The 20,602-nt window shown below is 70.5% G+C and carries 24 protein-coding genes and 1 pseudogene; 15 read left to right on the top strand and 10 right to left on the bottom strand.

The annotated features are described in order from the left end of the window. Positions 1-21: 21 nt before the first annotated feature. Positions 22-480: a transporter gene (locus ESO89_RS03550; protein WP_128904302.1), complete on the bottom strand. Its 459-nt coding sequence runs from the start codon at positions 478-480 to the stop codon at positions 22-24. Between the two features lie 146 nt (positions 481-626). Here ESO89_RS03550 and ESO89_RS03555 point away from each other — a divergent pair, with 146 nt between their 5' ends. The 4 genes from ESO89_RS03555 (at position 627) to ESO89_RS03570 (ending at position 4,541) form a co-directional block, all read left to right on the top strand. Next, positions 627-1,142: a helix-hairpin-helix domain-containing protein gene (locus ESO89_RS03555; RefSeq protein ID WP_128904303.1), complete on the top strand. Its 516-nt coding sequence runs from the start codon at positions 627-629 to the stop codon at positions 1,140-1,142. A 96-nt stretch (positions 1,143-1,238) separates the two neighbouring features. Continuing rightward, a complete protein-coding gene (locus ESO89_RS03560; RefSeq protein WP_128904304.1) occupies positions 1,239-2,963 on the top strand; it encodes an anthranilate synthase component I family protein in 1,725 nt (574 codons plus the stop codon). Beyond that, entirely contained in the window at positions 2,960-3,598 is a 639-nt protein-coding gene (locus tag ESO89_RS03565) for an anthranilate synthase component II (protein ID WP_128904305.1), read from the top strand. The genes ESO89_RS03560 and ESO89_RS03565 overlap by 4 nt, the downstream gene beginning before the upstream one ends. Further along, positions 3,591-4,541: an aminotransferase class IV gene (locus tag ESO89_RS03570; RefSeq protein ID WP_128904306.1), complete on the top strand. Its 951-nt coding sequence runs from the start codon at positions 3,591-3,593 to the stop codon at positions 4,539-4,541. Before ESO89_RS03565 ends, ESO89_RS03570 begins: the two co-directional genes overlap by 8 nt. Positions 4,542-4,568: 27 nt before the next feature. On the opposite strand, the gene ESO89_RS03575 is transcribed toward ESO89_RS03570, so the two are convergent. The 5 genes and pseudogenes from ESO89_RS03575 to ESO89_RS03595 form a co-directional block, all read right to left on the bottom strand. Further along, positions 4,569-5,189 carry an NfeD family protein gene (locus ESO89_RS03575; RefSeq protein WP_128904307.1) on the bottom strand — a complete coding sequence of 207 codons (621 nt, stop codon included), beginning with the start codon at positions 5,187-5,189 and terminating at the stop codon, positions 4,569-4,571. A gap of 85 nt (positions 5,190-5,274) precedes the next feature. Further along, positions 5,275-5,541, bottom strand: a complete 267-nt coding sequence (locus ESO89_RS03580) for a DUF7312 domain-containing protein (protein WP_206731718.1) — start codon at positions 5,539-5,541, stop codon at positions 5,275-5,277. Positions 5,542-5,655: 114 nt separating this feature from the next. Next, positions 5,656-7,413, bottom strand: coding sequence for a pyruvate kinase (gene pyk / locus ESO89_RS03585; RefSeq protein ID WP_128904309.1), 1,758 nt, complete (start codon positions 7,411-7,413; stop codon positions 5,656-5,658). Between the two features lie 294 nt (positions 7,414-7,707). Then, positions 7,708-8,803, bottom strand: a pseudogene (locus ESO89_RS03590) (IS630 family transposase). Between the two features lie 259 nt (positions 8,804-9,062). Beyond that, positions 9,063-9,998, bottom strand: a complete 936-nt coding sequence (locus tag ESO89_RS03595) for a thiazole biosynthesis protein (RefSeq protein WP_128904310.1) — start codon at positions 9,996-9,998, stop codon at positions 9,063-9,065. Positions 9,999-10,166: 168 nt separating this feature from the next. On the opposite strand from ESO89_RS03595, the gene ESO89_RS03600 reads away from it, so the two are divergent. From ESO89_RS03600 to ESO89_RS03630, 7 genes are all read left to right on the top strand, one after another. Beyond that, on the top strand, positions 10,167-10,433 hold the full coding sequence (locus tag ESO89_RS03600; RefSeq protein WP_008004716.1) for an eL43 family ribosomal protein: 267 nt from the start codon (positions 10,167-10,169) through the stop codon (positions 10,431-10,433). A gap of 3 nt (positions 10,434-10,436) precedes the next feature. Beyond that, positions 10,437-10,571 carry a DNA-directed RNA polymerase subunit P gene (locus ESO89_RS03605; RefSeq protein WP_128904311.1) on the top strand — a complete coding sequence of 45 codons (135 nt, stop codon included), beginning with the start codon at positions 10,437-10,439 and terminating at the stop codon, positions 10,569-10,571. A 49-nt stretch (positions 10,572-10,620) separates the two neighbouring features. Continuing rightward, positions 10,621-10,884, top strand: a complete 264-nt coding sequence (locus ESO89_RS03610; RefSeq protein WP_128904379.1) for a KEOPS complex subunit Pcc1 — start codon at positions 10,621-10,623, stop codon at positions 10,882-10,884. A gap of 114 nt (positions 10,885-10,998) precedes the next feature. Continuing rightward, on the top strand, positions 10,999-11,382 hold the full coding sequence (locus ESO89_RS03615) for a prefoldin subunit beta (RefSeq protein ID WP_128904380.1): 384 nt from the start codon (positions 10,999-11,001) through the stop codon (positions 11,380-11,382). Positions 11,383-11,388: 6 nt separating this feature from the next. After that, complete coding sequence (locus ESO89_RS03620; RefSeq protein WP_128904312.1) at positions 11,389-11,721, top strand: DUF3194 domain-containing protein; 333 nt, start codon at positions 11,389-11,391, stop codon at positions 11,719-11,721. A 130-nt stretch (positions 11,722-11,851) separates the two neighbouring features. Then, a complete protein-coding gene (locus ESO89_RS03625; RefSeq protein WP_128904313.1) occupies positions 11,852-12,049 on the top strand; it encodes an HVO_0649 family zinc finger protein in 198 nt (65 codons plus the stop codon). Positions 12,050-12,122: 73 nt separating this feature from the next. After that, positions 12,123-12,548 (top strand): universal stress protein, encoded by a 426-nt coding sequence (locus tag ESO89_RS03630; protein WP_128904314.1) that lies wholly within the window; start codon positions 12,123-12,125, stop codon positions 12,546-12,548. Positions 12,549-12,568: 20 nt separating this feature from the next. On the opposite strand, the gene ESO89_RS03635 is transcribed toward ESO89_RS03630, so the two are convergent. From ESO89_RS03635 to pth2, 3 genes are all read right to left on the bottom strand, one after another. Continuing rightward, positions 12,569-13,123, bottom strand: coding sequence for a GMP synthase subunit A (locus ESO89_RS03635; protein ID WP_128904315.1), 555 nt, complete (start codon positions 13,121-13,123; stop codon positions 12,569-12,571). A 125-nt stretch (positions 13,124-13,248) separates the two neighbouring features. Beyond that, a complete protein-coding gene (truD, locus tag ESO89_RS03640) occupies positions 13,249-14,742 on the bottom strand; it encodes a tRNA pseudouridine(13) synthase TruD (protein WP_128904316.1) in 1,494 nt (497 codons plus the stop codon). Next, positions 14,742-15,080, bottom strand: coding sequence for a peptidyl-tRNA hydrolase Pth2 (pth2, locus tag ESO89_RS03645; RefSeq protein WP_095636301.1), 339 nt, complete (start codon positions 15,078-15,080; stop codon positions 14,742-14,744). Before pth2 ends, truD begins: the two co-directional genes overlap by 1 nt. 144 nt (positions 15,081-15,224) lie before the next feature. Between pth2 and ESO89_RS03650 the strand changes: the two genes are divergently transcribed. From ESO89_RS03650 to ESO89_RS03665, 4 genes are all read left to right on the top strand, one after another. Then, positions 15,225-15,650 (top strand): plastocyanin/azurin family copper-binding protein, encoded by a 426-nt coding sequence (locus ESO89_RS03650; RefSeq protein WP_128904317.1) that lies wholly within the window; start codon positions 15,225-15,227, stop codon positions 15,648-15,650. Between the two features lie 129 nt (positions 15,651-15,779). Continuing rightward, on the top strand, positions 15,780-16,622 hold the full coding sequence (locus tag ESO89_RS03655; RefSeq protein ID WP_128904318.1) for a sulfite exporter TauE/SafE family protein: 843 nt from the start codon (positions 15,780-15,782) through the stop codon (positions 16,620-16,622). A 2-nt stretch (positions 16,623-16,624) separates the two neighbouring features. After that, positions 16,625-19,204 carry a heavy metal translocating P-type ATPase gene (locus tag ESO89_RS03660; protein ID WP_128904319.1) on the top strand — a complete coding sequence of 860 codons (2,580 nt, stop codon included), beginning with the start codon at positions 16,625-16,627 and terminating at the stop codon, positions 19,202-19,204. A 137-nt stretch (positions 19,205-19,341) separates the two neighbouring features. Beyond that, on the top strand, positions 19,342-20,127 hold the full coding sequence (locus tag ESO89_RS03665) for an aldo/keto reductase (RefSeq protein ID WP_128904381.1): 786 nt from the start codon (positions 19,342-19,344) through the stop codon (positions 20,125-20,127). A 36-nt stretch (positions 20,128-20,163) separates the two neighbouring features. Here ESO89_RS03665 and ESO89_RS03670 read toward each other — a convergent pair whose 3' ends face one another. Further along, on the bottom strand, positions 20,164-20,541 hold the full coding sequence (locus ESO89_RS03670) for a hypothetical protein (RefSeq protein WP_128904320.1): 378 nt from the start codon (positions 20,539-20,541) through the stop codon (positions 20,164-20,166). Positions 20,542-20,602: the final 61 nt, after the last annotated feature.

Here is a 20,602-nt window from a genome sequence, read left to right on the forward strand (position 1 = left end):
CCGACGTGAGCCGCGGCCGCGTCAGAACAGCGTCGGGCTCGCGAGCAGACCGGCCGCGACGACGAGCGCCGCGGAGAGCCCGGCCGCGGCGTAGAGGAACGGCTTCGCGTCGCGGGCGGGCTCGCGGAGCTTCCCGGCGTCGATGCCGTCGAGGAGCTTCCCGCTGCCGACCTCGACGAGGCCGGTGATCAGGAACCAGAGGGCGATCATCGTCAACACGAGGTACCCGCGGGCGCTGCCGGTGAGCGACTCGAACGTGTAGAGCGTGCCCGCCATGTGGCCGCCGGTGGCGATGAACGCGAGCGCGGCGATCCGGCTGATCCACCGGAGGCGACCGACGATCGATCCGAGGGCGCCGCCGTCGATCTCGCCGCGGAGGGCGGGCGGAAGCACCGCCAGCGCGACGAACAACACGCCGCCGGTCCACAGCACCGCGAAGGCGACGTGGACCGACCACATGACCGGGTTGAGAGCGTCCATACCATCCGTACGCGCCGGTGGTCCTTATAAACCGGCGAGACGCGACCGACGGGAGGCCGCGGCGGTCGGCGCCGATGGAGGTCGGAGAGACGTCCCGACGGCGACGGCGACGGCTTTTAAATATCCGACGTTCGTACCTGCCGACGATGGCCCTACTGCAGAAGCTCAAAGAGAAGCTCGGGTTCGGGAGCGGTCGCGCCGAACGCGAGGAGACGGACCCGGAAGTGACCGTCGAGCACGAACCGGAGCCGGAATCGGAATCGGGGACGGAACCGACGGAGGACTCCGATGACGCGGTCGCCGCCGAGGGGTCGGACGACGAGCCGGCGGTCGACGAACCGATCGCCGCCGAGACGGAGGCCGCCGCCTCCACCGAGTCGCTGGTCGACGAGGAGGGGGCCGCCGAGGACCCGTCCGAGGCGGCCGAGCCGGCGGAGGCCGCGGGGACCGGCGAGGGAGAGGTCGCGGTCGACGACGACGACGCGGGCGCCGACGTCGAGGAGCTGAAGGGGATCGGTCCGGCCTACGCGGAGCGGCTCGCCGAGATCGGGATCGAGACCGTCGCGGATCTGGCGGCCGCCGACGCCGAGGCCGTCGCCGAGGGCGCGAGCGTCGGCGAGAGCCGGGCAGCGACGTGGATCGACCGCGCCAAGGAGTTCTGACTCCGTCGACTCCGCCCGTTTCTGAGACGGCCGACCGCGACTGTTTCTGAGACGGCCGACCGCAACTGTTTCGTCGCCTCCGCCGAACCGAGAGGCATGCAGCGTTCGGTTCACACCGACCGGGACCGGTTCCGCGAGGTCGCCGCCGCGGCGTCCGCGGGCGCCCGGGTCCCGGTTGAGCGCCGGGTCGCCGTCGACGACCCCTTCGCGGCCTACCGGCGCGCCCGCGACGGGCCGGGCGGATTCCTCTACGAGACCACCGGCGGGCAGTCCGGCTGGGGGTACTTCGGCGTTGACCCGGTCGAGCGGCTCGCCGTCTCCGGGGACGCGGCGATCGCGTCGAGGGACGGTGGGTCCACCGGCGACTACCGACGCTCGAGTCCCACGCTCGCGGCGCTGGAGGGGCTGATCGACGGCGAGGCCCTCGCGCGCGGCGACTGCGACGTTCCGTATCCGTGCGGCGCGTTCGGGTGGCTCTCGTACGACGCCGCCCGCGAGCTGGAGTCGTTCCCGGAGCCGGTGCCGGCGGGTCCCGGCGCGGTCGACGACCGAGGGCTCCCGCGGCTCCGGATCGGCGTCTTCGACCGCGTGGCGGCGTGGGAGTGTCCGGTTTCCGCGGACGGCGGCGACGCCGATGACTCGCCCGATTCCACCGACGCCGACGGCCCCTCACTCACCCTCCGGGTGACCGCCTGCCCGCGCGTTCCGGAGGGGCTCGACGACCCGGACGACGACCGCGACGCGCTCGACGCGCTGTTCGACGAGGGCGCAGCGCGCGCTGACGACCTGATCGACCGGATCGAGTCGGGCGACCCCGCGGTCGGGCCGGCGCCCGACCCGGACGCGTCGACGGCGACCTTCGAGAGCGACGCGGGCCGGGAAGGGTACGCCGAGGCGGTCAGTCGAGTGAAGGAGTACGTCCGGGACGGCGACACCTTTCAGGCGAACGTCTCCCAGCGGCTGCGCGCCCCGGCCGCGGTCCACCCTGTCGAGGCGTACGACGCGCTCCGGGCGGTGAACCCGGCGCCGTACTCCGGGCTGATCGAGTTCTCGCGGGGAGATGGCGGAGTGGAGGACGGCGGAGGCGGGGACGGGGGCGCACTCTCCGGCGTCGACCTCGTGAGCGCGAGCCCGGAGCTGCTGTTGGAGCGGGTTCCGGCCGACGGCGCGATCGGGACGAGCGCCGGGCGCGACGGGGACGACCGCGGCGCCCGCCTCGTCACCGAACCCATCGCCGGCACCCGTCCGCGGGGGGAGACGCCGGCGGCGGACGCCGACATGGAGGCGGAGCTGACCGGCGACGCGAAGGAGCGCGCGGAACACGCCATGCTCGTCGACCTGGAGCGCAACGACCTCGGGAAGGTCTCGCGGTTCGGCACGGTCGACGTGGCGGAGTACCGCCGCGTGGACCGGTACAGCGAGGTGATGCACCTCGTGAGTCTGGTCGAGGGCGAGGCGCGGCCGGACGCGGGGCTCGCCGACGCGATCGCGGCGTGTTTCCCCGGCGGGACGATCACGGGCGCGCCCAAGCCGCGGACGATGGAGATCATCGACGAGTTAGAGGAGACGCGGCGCGGCCCCTACACCGGCTCGATGCTCGCGGCCGGCTTCGACGGCCGGGCGACGCTGAACATCGTCATCCGAACGCTGGTGCGGCGGGCCGCCGAGTACCACCTGCGCGTCGGCGCGGGGATCGTCCACGACTCCGAACCCGACGCGGAGTACGAGGAGACGCTCGCGAAGGCCCGGGCGCTCGTGACCGCGGTCGACGAGGCGCTCGCGGCCGGCGGGATGGCGGTCGAGGAGGGAACTGAGCGATGACGGGGACCGGCGGCGACGATGACGACGCCGGCTGGCGCCCCGGCGCCGGGGAGTCGGACGCGCGGGTCCTCGTCGTCGACAACTACGACTCGTTCGCGTACAACCTCGTCCAGTACGTCGGCGAGGTCGCCGGTGCGGTCGCGGTGCGACGCAACGACGCGGTCGATCTGGCCGGGATCCGCGCGCTTGACCCCGACGGCGTCGTCGTCTCCCCGGGACCGGGCACCCCCGCGGAGGCCGGCGTCTCGATCGACGCCTTCGAGCTTGGGCGCCCGGTGTTCGGCGTCTGTCTCGGCCATCAGGCGCTGTGCGCGAGCGGCGGGAGCCGGGTGGGCCACGCGCCCGAGGTCGTCCACGGGAAGCCGTCGACGATCACCCACGACGGGGAGGGCGTGTTCGCGGGGCTTCCCGACCGGCTCCGCGTCGGGCGGTACCACTCGCTGTGCGTCGAGCGCGAGGAACTCCCGGACGAGCTGGTCGAGACCGCGCGCACGGACGAGGAGCGCGAGGTCGTGATGGGCGTACGGCACCGCGAGAAACCGCACGTCGGCGTGCAGTTCCACCCCGAGAGCATCCTGACGCCGCGCGGGAAGGCGATGGTGCAGAACTTCGTGGAGGTGTGTGGGGATGAGTGAGGAACCGGTCGGAGGCGATGCGGGCGACGTGGACGACACGGACGAAGAGCTGCGCTACCACGTCGACGGCGAACTCGTTCCCGCGTCGGCGGCGACCGTCTCCGTCGAGGACCGCGGGTTCGCCTACGGCGACGCCGCCTTCGAGACGCTGCGCGCGTACGGCGGCGAGATCTTCCGGTGGGACGACCACGCGGCGCGGCTCGCGGACACCTGCGAGACGCTCGGGCTCGATCACGGTCTCGCGGATTCGGACCTGGAGGCCCGGATCGACGAGACGCTCGCGGCCAACGACCTCGCGGACGCGTACGTGAAGCTCTCCATCAGTCGCGGGGTCCAACCCGGCACGCTCGACCCGCACCCCGAGGTCGATCCCACCGTCGTCGTGATCGCGAAGCCGCTCCCCCGCGGCGGCGTCGACTCGGCGCCGGTCCACGACGGTCCCGCCGCGCTCCAGACGACGAAGACGCGCAAGCCCGCCTCGCGGGCGCTCCCGGCCGACGCGAAGACGCACAACTACCTCAACGGAATCCTCGCGCGGCTGGAGCTACGCGTGACCGGCGCCGACGAGGCGCTGATGCTCGATCCCGACGGGAACGTCGCCGAGGGGGCGACCTCGAATCTCTTCTTCGTCGACGGCACCGCCCTCAAAACGCCCTCGCTCGACGGCCCGATCCTCCCCGGCGTGACGCGTCGCGCCGTGATCGAGATCGCCGAGGAGGAGGGGATTCCGGTCGAGGAAGGGTCGTACGCGCCCGACGCGGTACGCGAGGCCGACGAGGTCTTCGTGACCAACTCGACGTGGGAGATCCGGCCGGTCGAGACGGTGGACGGGCTGGATGTCGACGGCGACGGAGAGGCGGTCGAGGGACCGCTGACCGCGCTGCTCTCGCGGCTGTTCGATCGGCGCGTGGAAGAGCGGTACTACGACGGCGAGCGGCTGTAGGGGACATCGCCCCGGCGACGCCCCCGGTCACTCGCGGTCGGTTTCGGTCTCGCGCTCTGGCTCGCCGCCGTCGGCGGGCTCCCGGTCCTCCCGTCCCGTCTCCTTCCGCGCCCTGTCCGCGGCGAGCTCCCTGTCGATGTCGTCCTCGACGTACCCCATCGTCTCCACGGTGACGACGTTTCCGCCGCCGGGGTCGACGACCATCACCTCCTCCCCCTCCTCGATCGTCCCCTCGATCGAGCGCGCGGAGTAGTAGGGGTTGAAGCCGCCGCCGGAGAGCTTCACCTCGCCGCCGGCGGTGGTCACCTCCTCGGTGACGGTGCCGGTTTTCCCCTTCAGCGAGTCGCTGTCGCTCGTCTGTCGTTGGCCCTTCCCGCCGTACAGGTCGAACTCGTGGTAGCCGTAGAAGGCCGCCGCGCCGAAGAGGAGCGTCAGCATCGCCATGACGAGAGTCAGCCCCGCGCCGACGACTCCGAACGACGTGAGGAGGAGGCCGCCGAGCCCCGCCCCGATCAGCGCGATCCCGACGACGATGAAGTTCGCGCCCGGCGCGAGCGCCTCCGCCATCGAGAGCAACAGCCCGGCCGTCAACAACAGCAGGGGGAGCGTGTCCGGAGAGAGGAGTCCGGACTGCGCGAGCACGTCCATGTCCGGACGTACGGCCGCGGCGGTATAAGTGGTGGTGCGGGACGGCGGCGGAGCGGGGGGACGCCCGAGACGCGACGCCGACCGATCAGAGCCCGACGAAGAGGACGCCCACAGTGAGCACGACCCCCAGCACGACGAAGACGGCGTGCTCGGGGTCGATCGAACCGGGTTCGATCGGCTCCGTCTCGGGCGTGTGCGTGTCCTCGACGACGCCGTCCGGTCCCACGTCGTCGACGGCGAACCGCCACTGGCTCTCGTCGTCGCCCTCGCCGTCGTCGTCCGGGCGGGTCTCGTTCGCCCGGCTCCGCACGTCGTCGCGGTCCCCGCCGTCGCGGCCGTCGTCGCTGCTCATGTCCCCGGCTACGCGGCTCATCAGTAAATGACTGGCGGGTAGGGAAGCGGTGGGGTAGGGAAAAACCGGGCGGGCGGGACGAGAAGGATGAGGAGACGGGAGCGAGTTCGTCGTCTACCGCTTCCGCGTCGCTGCGATCACGTCGCCGTCGTAGACGACGCCGCGCTCGCCGTCGACCGTCACCACGCTCCCGTCGGTCACGCTCTCGGGGAGGCGCGCGCCGGAGACCATCGGCACGCCGAGTTCGCGAGCGACCACGGCGGGGTACCCCGTCATCCCCTCGCGGGCATCGACGATCCCGGCGAGCGCGTCCAGATCGCCCGTGAACTCGCCCTCGAAGTTGGGACCGAGCGAGACGATCGATCCGTCGGGGATCTCGCTCAGGTCGCCGTCGGCGGTGCGGTACACCGGGGCCGCGACGCGGCCGGCGACGACCGCCTTCCCGGTCACGAGCGTCTCGGCGGCGACGTGGACCTTGAGCGTGTTCGTCGTGTTCGTCCCCTCGAACTCGGTCAGCATGCCGGAGAGCACGACGAGCGTGTCGCCGGAGGCGGCCCCGCCGCGGTCGAGCGCGGCGTCGACCGCGTTGTCGAGGATCGTCTCCATGTCGTGGGCGTACTCGGTCAGGACGGGGCGAACCCCCCACGAGAGCGCGAGCTGGCGTCGGACGCGGTCGTTCGGCGTCGTCGCGACCACGGGGACGCCGGGTCGGAACATCGCCGTTTTGCGGGCGGTAAAGCCGGACTCCGAGACGGCGACGACCGTGGAGGCGCCGATGTCGCGTGCGAGGTAGCGCGCGGACCGAGCCAGCGCCTCGGTTCGCGAACCTTCCGCGGCGGCCGGCACGCGCTGTTCGCGCGTCTCCGCGTACTCGTCGCTGGACTCGACCTCTCGGACGATCCGGTCCATCGTCTCGACGACGTTGACGGGGTCGTCTCCGATGGCGGTCTCGCCCGACAGCATCACGGCGTCGGTGCCGTCGAGGACCGCGTTCGCCACGTCGGACGCCTCCGCGCGGGTCGGACGGCGGGAGGAGACCATCGAGTCGAGCATCTCCGTCGCCGTGATGACGGGGACGCCCGCGTTGACGCACTTTCGGATGATCCGCTTTTGAATGACGGGTACGTCCTCCAGCGGGCACTCCACGCCGAGGTCGCCGCGGGCGACCATCACGCCGTCGGCGGCGTCGACGATCCCGTCGAGGTTCTCGACCGCGCCCGCCCGCTCGATCTTCGCGACGATCGGGATGTGGTCGACGCCGCGCGCCTCCAGCGCGTCCGCGATCTGATAGACGTCCTCGGCGTCGCGCACGAAGGAGGCCGCGACAAAGTCGGCGTTCGCCCGCGCCGCGAGGTCGAGTTCGGCCTCGTCTTCCGCGGTGATGAGGTCCACGTCGATGGCGACGCCGGGGAGGTTGACGCCCTTCCGCGAGCTGAGCTTCCCGCCGGAGACGACGGTAGCGACCACGGACTCGCCGTCCACGCGCTCGACCCGGCACTCGATCCGGCCGTCGTCGAGGAGGACGGTGTCGTCCGGCCCGGCGGCCGCGATGGAGTGGGTGAGGCCGACGCGGTCGGGGGTGGCGTCGTCGCCCTCGACGAAGGTCACCTCGGACCCGGTCGCGAGCTGGATCGGCTCGTCGAGTTCGGCGGTCCGGACCTCCGGCCCCTTCAGGTCGACCATCACCGCGAGGGGATCGGTGATCTCGTCGTCGACGGCGCGCGCGCGTTCGATGACCTCCTCGCGGTGGGCCGTCGTCCCGTGGCTGGCGTTCAGCCGGACGACGGACATCCCCGCGTCGGCGAGGTCGCGGATCGCGTCCCGGTCGTCCGAGGCGGGACCGATCGTACAGACGATCTTGGCGTTTCGCATGTCGCCGGATTCGGCGCAGGGGCGGAAAAAGCCACACGGTTGAGTCGCCGCCGAGTGAACGTTCGTGATGGTCGCCTGAACGGCCCGGTCGCGGTCCCGCAGTCGAGAGTCGTGACGATACTCTTTATAAATGAACGGTGCGGTGGCGCGTGCCGACGAGCGGCCGTAGGCCGCGAGTCGCACGCGCGAGGGAGTCGCTGGCGCCGCCGGCGCCAGCGACGAGGCTGGGGAGGTGTGAGGAGCGGTTGCGGTGCTGGGCGGGACTCAAAGGGGCAGCCGCCGGCGGCGTAGTACTCAAGATAACTTTTGGATATTCAAGAAGCGATCAATCCAGTCTTGTGCAAAGCTCACGCGGCGCGTTAACGTCTCGAACGTGCCTCGAATAACCTCGCGGAATTCCGCACATGAAGTAACCACAATTGGAGAGATATGCCACTTGAGACTTTTCCAGACCTGTTCGATTGGGTTCAGATGTGGAGACGCGACAGGGAGAAACACGAGATCGATGCCCAGCTCCGTCGCCCGTTTGCGTGTGTACTCGCACGTATGCGACGAGAAGTTATCTAACACGAGCAAAATCCGTTTTCCGGGATTTTGCTCGCGGATTTTCTCGAACGCCGCACAGATGTTCTCTTTCGTCTGCTTTTCCGGGAATGTGATGACGCTCTCACCGTTGAGCGCGTAGAATCCGACGCCTGGACAGTCAACACGCAGAAGTTGTCGTTCAATGTGCGGATCTTCCACAGACCACGTGCGGCGGCTGTTATCGGTCGGTTGCGGCCATGCTGCGTCGAAAGAAGCCGACCACCGTTCCGCCATCCGTTGAAACATCGTTATCAAGCGTCCAACCGCCTGATTCGTCGGTTTCACGCTGATTCTGCGGTGCGTCAGACGCCGCTACCGCGTCGCCAAGGCGGTCTTCGAGGATCTCGTCGGCATCATCTGGTCGAGAAGGACGCCGAGGCCGTGGTTTTGCGTACTTCAAGCCGAGTGAGCGAAGGAACGAACTGAGGTAATCTGGGTGGAACTCCACAGAAAATTCTTGATCGAGTAACTGTTGTATTTCTTGAGAGGTCCATGGTTCATCTTCGGCGAGGAGATCAAGAAATCGCTCTTGTTCCTGCTCGTCGAGTTTCGGCGGTCGCCCACCGCCGAAATCCGGTGCAAGTTCCTTCATTCCGCCGCGATTCCATTGATTCGCCCACCGACTGGCGGTTGCGTCAGATCGACCCACGCGGTCGGCTGCTTCCTTCAGTGTATCACCTTTGTAGAGGCTCTTCACGAAGATTATCCGCCGGAGAGCGTGTTCGTCGTCTGCCTCAGACAGCAACGTGTCAAGTTCCTCTTCAGTGAGGTGCCGCTTGATTTCTTTCCGTCGGTTTCTCTCCATACAACATGTCTGTCCTCTATCTCCAAAAGTTTTCTCACTCACTAAGCCGCCGGCTGCCAGAGGCGCGAAGCGCCTCGCTGCCGCGAGGACGAAGCTCGGCGACGCAAGCACTGGAAGGAGCGAGCGAAGCGAGCGACTGAAGCGCGCAGGGAGCCGCGCGAGTCGTCGCGGCTGGGGCTTTGGAGGTGTTCTCTGCCGACCCGTACTTGACTACTTATAAACGAGCGACTGCGGTTTTGCCGGTCTGCTTATCGACCTATCAGTCGTCCGCCGGCGCGGGGGCGTCGCCCGCGGAGAGCCGGACTTCGGGCTCGTCGACGCCGAGTTCGTCGAGCGCGGCCTGCGCGGCGCGCTTCCCGGAGACTAACATTGCGCCGAACGTCGGCCCCATCCGCGGGAGGCCGTGGGCGGTCGCGACCGCCATGCCGGACGCGATCAGCCCGTCGTGGACCACACCGGTGTGCTCGACCACGGCGTCCTCGCTTTCGCCGACCCACATCGAGTCGTGGCCGGGCGAGTCGTGACCGGGCGCGCCGTACTCGCCGTCGCCGGTCTGGTCCATCCCGGTGTTGTGCTCCTTCGCGTGCTCGATGCCGGGCGCCGAGAGGACGCCGCGCTCGTCGAGCTTGCTGATCGCGACCGCGTCGTGGCCCGTCGCGTCGATCACGAGGTCGGACTCGACCGCGATGGGGTCGACGCAGGTGATCTCGCGCGGGAGCGCGTGGACCGGCGTCCAGTTCATCACGATTCCCCCGACGCGGTGGTCCTCGCGGACGACCAGGTCGGTGAACTCGGTCATGTTCTGGACGCGCGCGCCGGCGTCGCAGGCCGCCTTGATCAGCCCGGAGCAGGCCTCGGGGCCGGCGGCGGTGTAGAGCCCGTCCACGTCCTCCACCGGCTCGTAGTCCACGTCAAGGTCGGCGAGGATCTCCTGTGCGGGGTCCCGAACCGTCACCGTGTTCATCAGGAACCCGCCGAGCCAGAACCCGCCGCCGAGGTAGTTGTTCTTCTCGACGATCATCACCTTCACGCCGCGCTCGGCCAGCTCCTTGGCGGCCATCAGCCCGGACGGGCCGCCGCCGAGGATGATCACCTCCGAGTCGGTGAACTCGAGGAACCCGTCGGTCCACTCGTTGCCGATCGCCTTCGTCACGTCGGTCTCGCTCACGTCGCTGAAGCCGTCGAATCCGTGCATACAACTTGGTAGTATTACTAAGTAGTGAAAGGCGTTGCGGTCGGGTGCCGCCCGTCGCGATCGGTGAGGCGCCGATCTCGGCGGTCGCGACGAGAGCTGATCCCTCGCGCTCTCCGGCGTCCCCGACTCGTAGCCTTTTTACCCGCGCTGGCGGTAGACGGAGTCACTATGGCTGAGGACAAGGCACGAAGCACCGGCAGCGCGGGCCGATTCGGCGCTCGCTACGGCCGGGTCTCCCGCAAGCGGGTCCAGGACATCGAAGAGGAGATGCAGAACGCCACCGTCGACGGCGACGACGTCACGCGCAAGGGCACAGGCATCTGGGTCAACGAGGAGACCGGCGAGACGTTCACCGGCGGCGCGTACCGCCCCGAGACGCCCGGCGGTCGCACCGTCCGCCGCTCCATCCGCGCCGCGCTCGCCGACGAGGAATAGGTCATGAGCTACAAGTGCTCCCGCTGTAAGCGCGACGTCACCCTCGACGAGTACGGCGGCGTGCGCTGCCCGTACTGCGGCCACCGCGTCCTCCTGAAGGAGCGCGGCGGCGACGTGAAGGAAGTCACCGTCGAGTAACTCCGGGTTCCGATCCCGACCCGTCACCGTGACCTCCGATCCCGTCGCCGTGACCGCCGACCGCGCGCACGAGACGCTCCTGTCGATCCGCTACCCCTCCGAGCGGCGCGCACGCCTCGTCGGCGACGCGCTCGAACCCGAGGTCGGCGAGATCGACGACGCCCGCTCCGCCGCGACCGTCTCCCGCGACGGCGACGCGGTCCGGGTTCGCGTCGTCGCCGACGACCTCGTCGCCCTCCGTGCCGGGATCAACAGCTGGTCGCGGCTCGTCGAGGTCGCCGAGCGCGTCGGCTCGGGGACCGGTCGAGAGTAGCGGCGATCCGCCGATACCACGGCACAACGGGCCTGTACCCGGCGAATCGATCGGCGGCGGAGAAGTCGGGGGTTTTTCCGTCCGGGACGCCTCGTTGCGCCCATGCAAGGGAACATGCCGCCCGAGGCACAGGAGAAGATCGAGGAGCTACAGGAGCTGCAGGAGACCGCACAGCAGGTCGCCGAGCAGAGAGAGCAGGCGCAGTCCGCGCTCAACGAGTCCAAGACGGCCCTCGACGCCCTCGAAGACATCGACGAGGACGCCGGAATGTACCGCGAGATCGGCGAGGTCCTCGTCGAGACGGACTACGAGTCCGCCTACGACGACCTCGAGGACAAGGTCGACTCCCTCGAAGTGCGCGTCGAGCAGCTCGAGAAGCAGGAAGAGCGCGTGCAGGAGCAGTTCGACGACCTGCAGGGCGAGCTTCAGCAGATGCTTCAGGGCGGCGCCGGCGGCGGCCCGATGGGTCCGGGCGGTCCAGGCGCGGGCGGCGCGTAAGCGCCGATGTCCGACGAACCGAGCGACGGATCGACCGACGGATCGCGTGACGCAGGCAGTGACGCCGGCGCCGACGACCCCGTGGGCGACGAGGCCGCCGACGGCGAGCCCACCGACGATCAGGTCGTCCAGACCGCTGCGGAAGCGGCCGAGGGCGTCGTGTTCGCCCACTACGACCAGTCGGCGGTGACCGATCTGGACGTGACGGTCACGTTCGAGGAGGGCGTCCTCGACGTCGACGTCTACCTGAACGCCCCTGATGACCCCGATCCGGACGCCGTCGCCCGCGAGGCGGCCGAGACCGCCGGCGAGGCGGTCGACGAGCTGTTCGAGGCGTAGGGCGGCGCGTCGTTTTTTCGGACCGTGCATTGATCGAGGTGATGAGCGGCGCACACGCCGGTTGCGTGGTCCCTGTCCACGACCTCACCGATCGATAATTATTAACCATGTTGTTGTGTATTGGTACCGTATGTCATCTAGCTACGGCGGCACCTCGGCCTTCGATCGGCTCCGCGCGCGGCTCGACGGGCGGTCTCGCGCCTGCGAGGAGTGCGGGTTCGTCGACGAGGAGGGTGCGTGGGAGGCGGTGACCACGGGCGCGACCGTCGAGTACCACCGGGAGTGTCCGAGCTGCGGGACCGAGCGCGTCCGGCGATACCGGCTCTGAAAGGGCCGGCTGGTCGGAGCCGTTCGCTTTCCTGCCAACCGTTAACACCTATCGGCGCGTGGGTCAGGCTGACATGTACGACGCGATCCTGTGTCCGACCGACGGGAGCGCCGGGAGCGCCGCCGCGATCGAGCAGGCCTGCGACCTCGCCGCGCTGACGGGCGCGCGCATCCATGCGCTGTTCGTCGTCGACGAGGCGATCGCCGGCGCCGACGAGTGGGACGTAGTCGTCGAACGCGAGGAGGAGCGCGGCGAGCGCGCGCTCGACGCCGTCGCCGAGGCGGCGACGGAACGCGGTGTCGAGGCCGAGCGCCACCTCCGGCGCGGCCGGCCTCACGAGGAGATCCTCGACGCCGCGGCCGACTACGGGGTCGACCTGATCGTGATGGGGACCCACGGCCGCACCGGGATCGGACGCTTCGTCACGGCGGGGTCGGTCGCCGAGCGGGTCGTGCGGTACAGCGAGCTCCCGGTGCTGACGGCGCACATCGGCGAGTAGGTTTCCCTTCTCCCGCTCGCTTACGCCGACTCGCAGACCGCGACGAAGTTCTCGAACACTTCCTCGCCGCGCTCCGTGTGGGCGACCTCGGGGTGCCACTGGACGCCGTACAGCCCCGCCTCGGCGTTCGACATCGCCTCCACGTCGCAGACGTCGGAGGTGGCGGTTCGGACGAACCCCTCGGGGACCTCTATCACCTCGTCGGCGTGGGAGGCCCAGACGCGCGTCTCGGGAGCCAGCGAGCCGACGAGCGGGTCCCCGTCGTCGACGATATCCACGTCGACGTCGGCGTAGCCGCCGTAGTCGCCGCCGCCGACCGCGCCGCCGCGCTCGACCGCGATCAGCTGCATCCCGAGACAGATCCCGAGCACGGGAACGTCCAGATCGAGGTAGTCGGGGGCGTTGCCGACGCGGTCCATGTCGGGGCCGCCGGACAGGACGATGCCGTCGGCGTCGAGCTCCGCGGGGTCGGTGTCCGCCGACACGATCTCGGTGTCGACGCCCACGTCGCGGAGCGCCCGCCGTTCGAGGTGGGTGAACTGGCCGTGGAGGTCGATGACGACGATCCGGGTCATAACGCTGATTGACGGCTCCCGCACAAAAACAGCTCGGAACGGAGCGCAGTATCGTGATGGTTTCGGCCGCTAGAACGCGACGATACTACACGAACGTGGATCGATCTTCGGAGGGGCCGCATCGATCACAGGTCGAGCGGCCCGCGCTTCGTGAACTCCCGGAGCAGCACCGTCGCGTACGACCCGCTCGGGAGCGCGAACGCGAACCGCGGGTCGCCGTCCTCGAACGTCACGTCGAGGTCGCTCCGGAGGAGGATCGCCCGGCGGGTGCCCGCCGAGTCGAAGTCGCCGGGGAGCGCGAAGTCGCCGGGCTCGATCCCCGCGTCGGCGAGGACTTCCCGCTCGATCTCGCCGGGCTCGCCGCCGCCGAGGTCGGTCTCCGTGCCGACGAGAGGCGCGGTGACGAACGCCCGCCCGCGCTCGCAGTGGCGGGTGACGACGGACACCCGGTCCTCGTCGACCCGCTGGAGCCGGTCGGTGTCGGGCGCGTACAGCTCGTCGGGGGCGTCGCCGTCGGCGAAACAGACCACGTCGCCGGCGACGGGGCGGTCGAACGGGAGCCCGCGGCGAAGCCGCTCGCTCAGGACCCGGTTGAACAGGAACGACTGGGCGGCGTTGACGAACAGCCGCTGGAGGTTCGAGGGAACCGCCTCCAGCGCGTGCCGCCAGTCCTCGTGGTCCGGCGGCGCGTCGGGAGCCACGTCGCGCTCGGCGAGCCGGTGGACCATCGAGCGCTCGAACCGGAGCTTGCCCGGAATCGCGTCGAGGCAGGCCTCCCAGTCGCCGTCGCCGGTGCCGTCTGCGGCGGGGTCGGCGGTGGAGTCGGCGACGGCGTCGGCGCCGCCCGCGTCGCCTCCGCCGCCCCCGAACGCGGCGTCGACGCGGTCGCGCGCGGCGCGGGTGTCGTCGGGCTCCGCCTCGGAGGGGTTGCCGGCGTACAGCCGCACCGCCTCGCGGAAGTCGTCGCGGACGACGGCGAGCCCGACGCGGTGGGTGACGGGTCGCCGGCTCCCGAAGCGCTGCTGGCCGAAGTAGTTGGGGACGCCGACGGTGGCGGAGACGCCGTCGTCCGGATCGCTCGCTCCCGGCTCCTCCCCGTCGCCCCCGAACGCCCGCAGGTCCGCCACCACGTCGGCGACGCGCTCGGGGGCCTCGCTCACCGCGTCGGTGACCCTGATCTCGAAGGCGTTGCCCGCGAGGTCGCCGAACGAGAGCCCGCGCCCGGCGCGGCCGAGGACCTCGATATCGGCGCCGCGGATCGCGGGGAGGTCGTCGGGGTCGACCTCGCGGAGCGTGAACAGCTGGGTGGTGACGGCGCGCTTGTCCTTCGTCCCCGCCCACGAGACCCGCTCGCGACTGATCCCGAGCGCGTCGGAGATCCGGCGCGCGAAGTCGTTCGTGTCCCAGTTGCGGAGGGTGACGCGGACGACGAGCGCGGGGTAGCTCCCGGTGTCCGCGTCGAGCGGTTCCGGCTCGAACGCCTCCAGCTCGCGGACGCGGAAGTCCTCGGGCGACTCGCGGAGCCGGCCACCGATCCCGTCGGCGTCGCTGACGTAGTGGTCGATGCCCGCGGCGCGCTCGGTCGGGTGCGCCTCGCGGAGGGTGTCGGCGGGGGCCATCAGTACAGCGAGAGGTCGCCGGTCACGCGGTCGACGGTGTCGTCGCGGGCGGGTCCCACGGCGAGCGCGGTGACGGTTCCCGGCTCCAGTTGGGTGTGGCCGGCGTCGCGGACGATCGCGTACGGTATTCCCTCCTTGTCGGCCTTGTCGGCCAGCTCGAACAGTTGGCTCTCGGAGTCGCCCTTGAGAACCACCTTCTTCTGTCCCTCCCCCTGCCACTTCTTGCGGGCGCGCCGGCCGGCGTCCTGATACGCCGACAGCGACGCGTGCGCGACCTGCGCGGCGAGCTTCCCCTCGCCCATCCCGATGTCGGTGCGGGCGACGATGGCCTGTTTCATACCCGTTCGCACCGCCGCCGCGGGTTTAGCGTTTGTCTCTCGCCGGTCGCTTCTTTCGATCGGTCGTCGACGGAGGACCTGCCGCCGTTCTCGTTCGGTGGGTGCAACCGCGGTATTGAAACGCCTGAGGAACGCAGTGCGACCATGCACCGCAGACGGTTTCTCCGGCGAACCGGCGCCGCCGCGGGCGTCGGCGCGCTAACGGGGCTCGCCGGCTGTGCCGGCGTCGGCGGCGACCCGGGCTACGACGTGGGGATGATGGCGTCCGCGTTCCAGCCGGTCGAGGTGACGGTCGCCGTCGGCGACACCGTGGTCTGGGAGACCACGAGCGCGCGCGGCCACACGGTCACCGCCTACGAGAACGCGATTCCGGACGAGGCCGAGTACTTCGCCTCGGGCGGGTACGACGGCGAGGAGACGGCCCGCGATGCCTGGTCCAGGGACTTCGGGGGACGCCTGGAGAGCGGCGACCGCTACTCGCACACCTTCGCGGTCGCCGGCCGCTACGACTACGTGTGTATCCCCCACGAGACCGGGGGTATGGTCGGGACCGTCGTCGTGGAGGAATGACGTGCGCCGGCCTCGTCACGGACCGTCGAACTCGTTCCCGAGGACATCGAACTCGTCTCCGAGGACATCGAACTCGTCCGCGACGAAACCCATTAGCGCGCGCGACTCCAACCGCAGGTGATTCGACTCATGGACCTCTCGCCGCTCCTCGGGACCGACGTGCTGCTGTTCCTCGCCATCGGGCTGCTCGGCGGCGCCCACTGCATCGGGATGTGCGGCCCGCTCGTCACGGTGTACGCCGGTCGGATGCGCGACGAGAGCGAGCGCGTTGACGGCGGGAGCGCGGCGACCGGCGACGCCGGACCCGGCCGCTCCGCCGACCGCCGCGGGAGCCACCTGACGACCTACGAGGTCCGCCAGCACGCGCTGTTCAACCTCGGGCGGGCCGCGAGCTACGCGACCATCGGCGCGGCGCTCGGCGCGCTCGGCGGGGCCGTCCTCGTCACGACGGCGACGCTGACCGGCGCGGCGGAGGCGGTCCGCGGCGTCGTCGGCCTCGGCGTCGGCGCGGCCGTGATCCTCGTCGGGGTCCGGTACGCCCTCGGCGGCGCGACCGGCGGGGTCCACCTCCCCGGCCTCGACCGCGTCACCGGCTGGCTCACCGGCCACGTCGACCGGCTCGCCAACGGCCCCGGGATCGTCGGGCTCGGCGCGGTCCACGGCCTGCTCCCGTGTCCGATCCTCTACCCGGCGTACCTCTACGCGTTCGCCAGCGGCTCCGCCGTCAGCGGCGCGCTCGCGCTCGGTGCGCTCGGCGTCGGCACGATGCCCGCCGTCTTCCTCTACGGCACCGTCATCGAGGGCGTCGACGCGGTCCACCGCCGCCGGGTCCACCGCCTGCTCGGCGTCGCCTTCGTGGCGCTCGGCTACGTCCTGTTCGCGCACGGGCTGATGGCGGTCGGCGTCCACGTGCCGCACCCGAGCCTGCCCTTCTGGAACCCACTCGACGCCGGGATGATGGGGGGGATGTGAGGATGAGCGCGCCCGACTGCACCCTCTGTGAGCTCCCGACCGACGGCGTCGACGTGGTCGACGACGCGGGCAACGAGTTCTGCTGTACGGGCTGCCGGGACGTGTACGAGACGCTCGGCGACATCGACGTCGACGCCGAGGCGGTGCGAGAACGGCGGCAGAGCGGCGAGGACCGGAGCGAGGATGGCGCGGCCGCCAGCGACGACGCCGAGGTCCCCGCCGCCCACGAGGCGACGTTTCTCGAAGTCGACGGGATGCACTGCGCCACCTGCGAGGCGTTCATCGAGACGGTCGCGGCCGAGACCGAGGGCGTTAGCGCCGCCAGCGCGAGTTACGTCACGGACACGGTGCGGATCGACCACGATCCCGACGCGGTCTCCACCGACGACCTCTCGGAGGCGGTGAGCGGGCTCGGCTACAGCGCGTACGACCGCGACGACGCCTTTTCGCGCCGGCAGGCGGACAACATGGCGACGGCGCGGCTCGCGGCCGGCGTGCTCGTCGGGATGTCGGTCATGCTCCAGTACATCGTCATCATCTATCCGACGTACTTCGCGTTCCCCTTCTACAACGAGCGCACCTTGGAGTACCTCAATCATGCGATGGCCTCGACCTCGGGGACGTACTTCTTCATCGTGATCGCCGTGTTGACGACGGTGGTCCTGTTCGTCACCGGGAAACCGATACTCAGGGGGGCGTACGTCAGCGCGAAGACGCGGTCGCCGAACATGGATCTGCTCGTCGCGCTCGCGGCGCTCAGCGCGTACGTCTACAGCACGCTCGCCGTGATATTCGTCGAGTCGCCGTCGGTCTACTACGACGTGACCGTCGCGATCATCGTGATCGTCACCGTCGGCAATCACTACGAGGACTCGATCAAGAAGCGCGCGACCGAACTCCTCTCCGATCTCACCGCGGTGCAGGTCGACAGCGCCCGGCGGCTGGTCGGAGACGGTGGGGACGGCGCCAGCGACGGAGACGGCGGAAGCGCCGCCGACGCCGCCGCCGGCGAGACCGAGGAGGTCGCCATCGACGACCTCGCGCCCGGCGACCGGCTGCTCGTGCGCGCCGGCGAGCGCGTCCCGGTCGACGGCGAGGCGATCGCGGGCGACGCCGCCGTCGACGAGTCGGTCGTCACGGGCGAGTCGATGCCGGTCCGGAAGACGCCCGGCGACGCCGTGGTCGGCGGCTCCGTGGTCGCGGACGGCTCGCTGACGGTCGAAGTCGGCCCGGACGCGACCTCCAGCCTCGACCGCGTCGCCGAACTCGTCTGGGACCTCCAGAGCGGGAATCACGGCGTCCAGAAGCTCGCCGACCGGCTCGCGACGATATTCGTCCCGGTCGTGCTCGCGGTCGCGCTCCTCGCCGCGGGCGCCAATCTCGCGCTCGGCAACGGGGTGACGGAGGCGATGCTCGTCGGGCTCACGGTGCTCATCGTCTCGTGTCCCTGCGCGCTCGGACTCGCCACTCCGCTCGCGGTCGCCGCCGGGGTTCGCGACGCGCTCGAACGCTCCATCGTGATCTTCGACGACACCGTCTTCGAGCGCCTCCGCGGCGCCGACACCGCCGTCTTCGACAAGACGGGAACGCTCACCACCGGCGAGATGCGGGTCGTCTCCGCCGACGTCGACGACGACCTCCTCCGGCTCGCGGCCGCCGTCGAGGAGCGCTCGGCGCACCCCGTCGGGCGGGCCATCGCCGCGGCGCGCGCGAGCGACAAAGCTCTCGGAGACGCCGGGGCCGCGTCGGACTCCGGCGCCGGATCGCCCGTGGTCGCCGACGGCGGGGAGACGAAGCCGGCGGCGGAGACGGATTCGAGAAAGGCCGACACCGACGACGCCCCCGCGGTCACCGACTTCGAGAGCCACGCTCGCGGCGTCTCCGGCGTCGTCGACGGGATCGAGGTCGTCGTCGGGCACCCGGACTTGTTCGACGAGCGCGGATGGAAGGTCTCAGACGGGATCCGCGAGGCGGTCGCGTCGGCGCGCGACGTGGGTCGCGTCCCGGTCGCGGTCGGTCGCGACGGCGCCGCGGAGGGGGTCGTCGTGGTCGGCGACGAGCTGCGAGAGGGGTGGGAGAAGACCGTGACCGAACTCGCCGACTCGGGCGTCGAGGTGGTCGTCCTCACGGGCGACGACGAGCGCGCGGCGACCGTCTTCAGCGAGCACGCCGCGGTCTCGTCGGTGTTCGCGGGCGTGCCGCCGGAGGGGAAAGCCGAGACGGTCGAGCGGTTGAAGGCGCGCGGGCGGACGGTGATGGTCGGCGACGGGACCAACGACGCGCCCGCGCTCGCCGCGGCGGACCTCGGCGTCGCGCTCGGCGGTGGGACCGCGATGGCGGCCGACGCGGCCGACGTGGCGATCGTCGACGACGACCTCGGCTCCGTGGCGACCGTCTTCGAGCTGTCGCGGGCCGCGGGTCGGCGCGTGAAGGGGAACATCGGCTGGGCGTTCTGCTACAACGCGGTCGCGATCCCGCTCGCGGTTACCGGCCTGCTGAACCCCCTGTTCGCCGCGGTCGCGATGGGCGCCTCCAGCCTGCTCGTCGTGACGAACTCCTCGCGGGCGCTGCTGGACGACTGACCGGCCGGGCTCGGGTTCGTTTCCCTCCCCCCGCGACGACCTCGACCACCGGGACCGCAAGCGACTTTCGGCTCACGCGACTACTTTCGCGTATGTCACAGGAGCCGCGGTCTGTCGAGGTACCGACCACCGACGGGATGCCGGCGCTCGGGCTCGGAACGTGGGAGAACGACGATCCCACGCAGTGTACCGAGTCGGTCCGGACCGCCTTGGAGACGGGGTACCGCCACGTCGACACCGCCCAGATCTACGGCAACGAGGCCGCCGTCGGCGAGGGGATCGCGGCCGCCGACGTGGACCGCGACGACGTGTTCCTCGCGACGAAGGTGTGGATCGACGACCTCGCGCCCGAGGACGTGGCCGCCTCGACCCGCGAGAGCCTCCAGAAGCTCGACACCGAGTACGCCGACCTGCTGTACGTCCACTGGCCGGCCGGCGAGTACGACCCCGAGGAGACGCTGCCCGCGTTCGCGGAGCTCCGCGACGACGGCCTGATCGACCGGATCGGGGTCTCGAACTTCGAGCCGCACCACCTCGACGCCGCGGCCGACGCCCTCGGCGAGGCGCCGTTCGCGAACCAGGTTGAGATGCACCCGCTGCTCCGGCAGGCGGAGCTGCGCGAGTACGCCGACGCCAACGATATCGAACTCGTCGGCTACTCGCCGCTCGCCCGCGGGGAGATCCTCGACGACCCGACTATCGCCGACATCGCCGACAAACACGGCGTCAGCGCGGCGCAGGTGAGCCTCGCGTGGCTCCGCGAGAAGGGCGTCACCGCCATCCCGAAGGCGACCGGAGAGAACCACCTCCGCGACAACTGGGCGAGCCTCGGGATCGAACTTGACGACGAGGACGTCGAGACGATCGACACGCTCGGCCGGACCGACCGACAGCTGAATCCCGACTTCGGCCCGGACTGGTAGCGGAAGCGCGCCCTCCCGACGGCGCCTCGCGAGCGCTCACGCGACGACGAGCGACGCCCCGTAGATCACCAGCGAGCCGACCGCGCCGACGGCCAGCGACTTCGTGTTCAGCCGCACCGCGCGCCGCCGGTCTGCTTCGAGCGCCTCTTCGTCGCGCACCTGCCGCGTCCCCTCGCCGACGTCGAAGACGCCGATCCCGGCGAAGCCGACGCAGAACCGCTCGCGGTACTGGAAGTAGCCCATCGCGGCGCCGTACAGGGGAAACAGCGACGCGATCAGCGTCCAGCGCGGCCACCCCATCGCGAGGATCGCGGCGACGGTGACGACCGCGAGCAGCAGCGATCCGACCCCGAGGAGGAGCCGCCGTCGCCGTTGGGCCGGTCCGATGTTGCACACGCACGGTTGGTACTCCATGCCGATCGCATGGGGGTCGGTCTCCGAAACGGGTCCGAATCGGCGCGGCCCACTCGCGGCG

The organism is Halorubrum amylolyticum, from assembly GCF_004114995.1.
GTDB lineage: Archaea > Halobacteriota > Halobacteria > Halobacteriales > Haloferacaceae > Halorubrum > Halorubrum amylolyticum.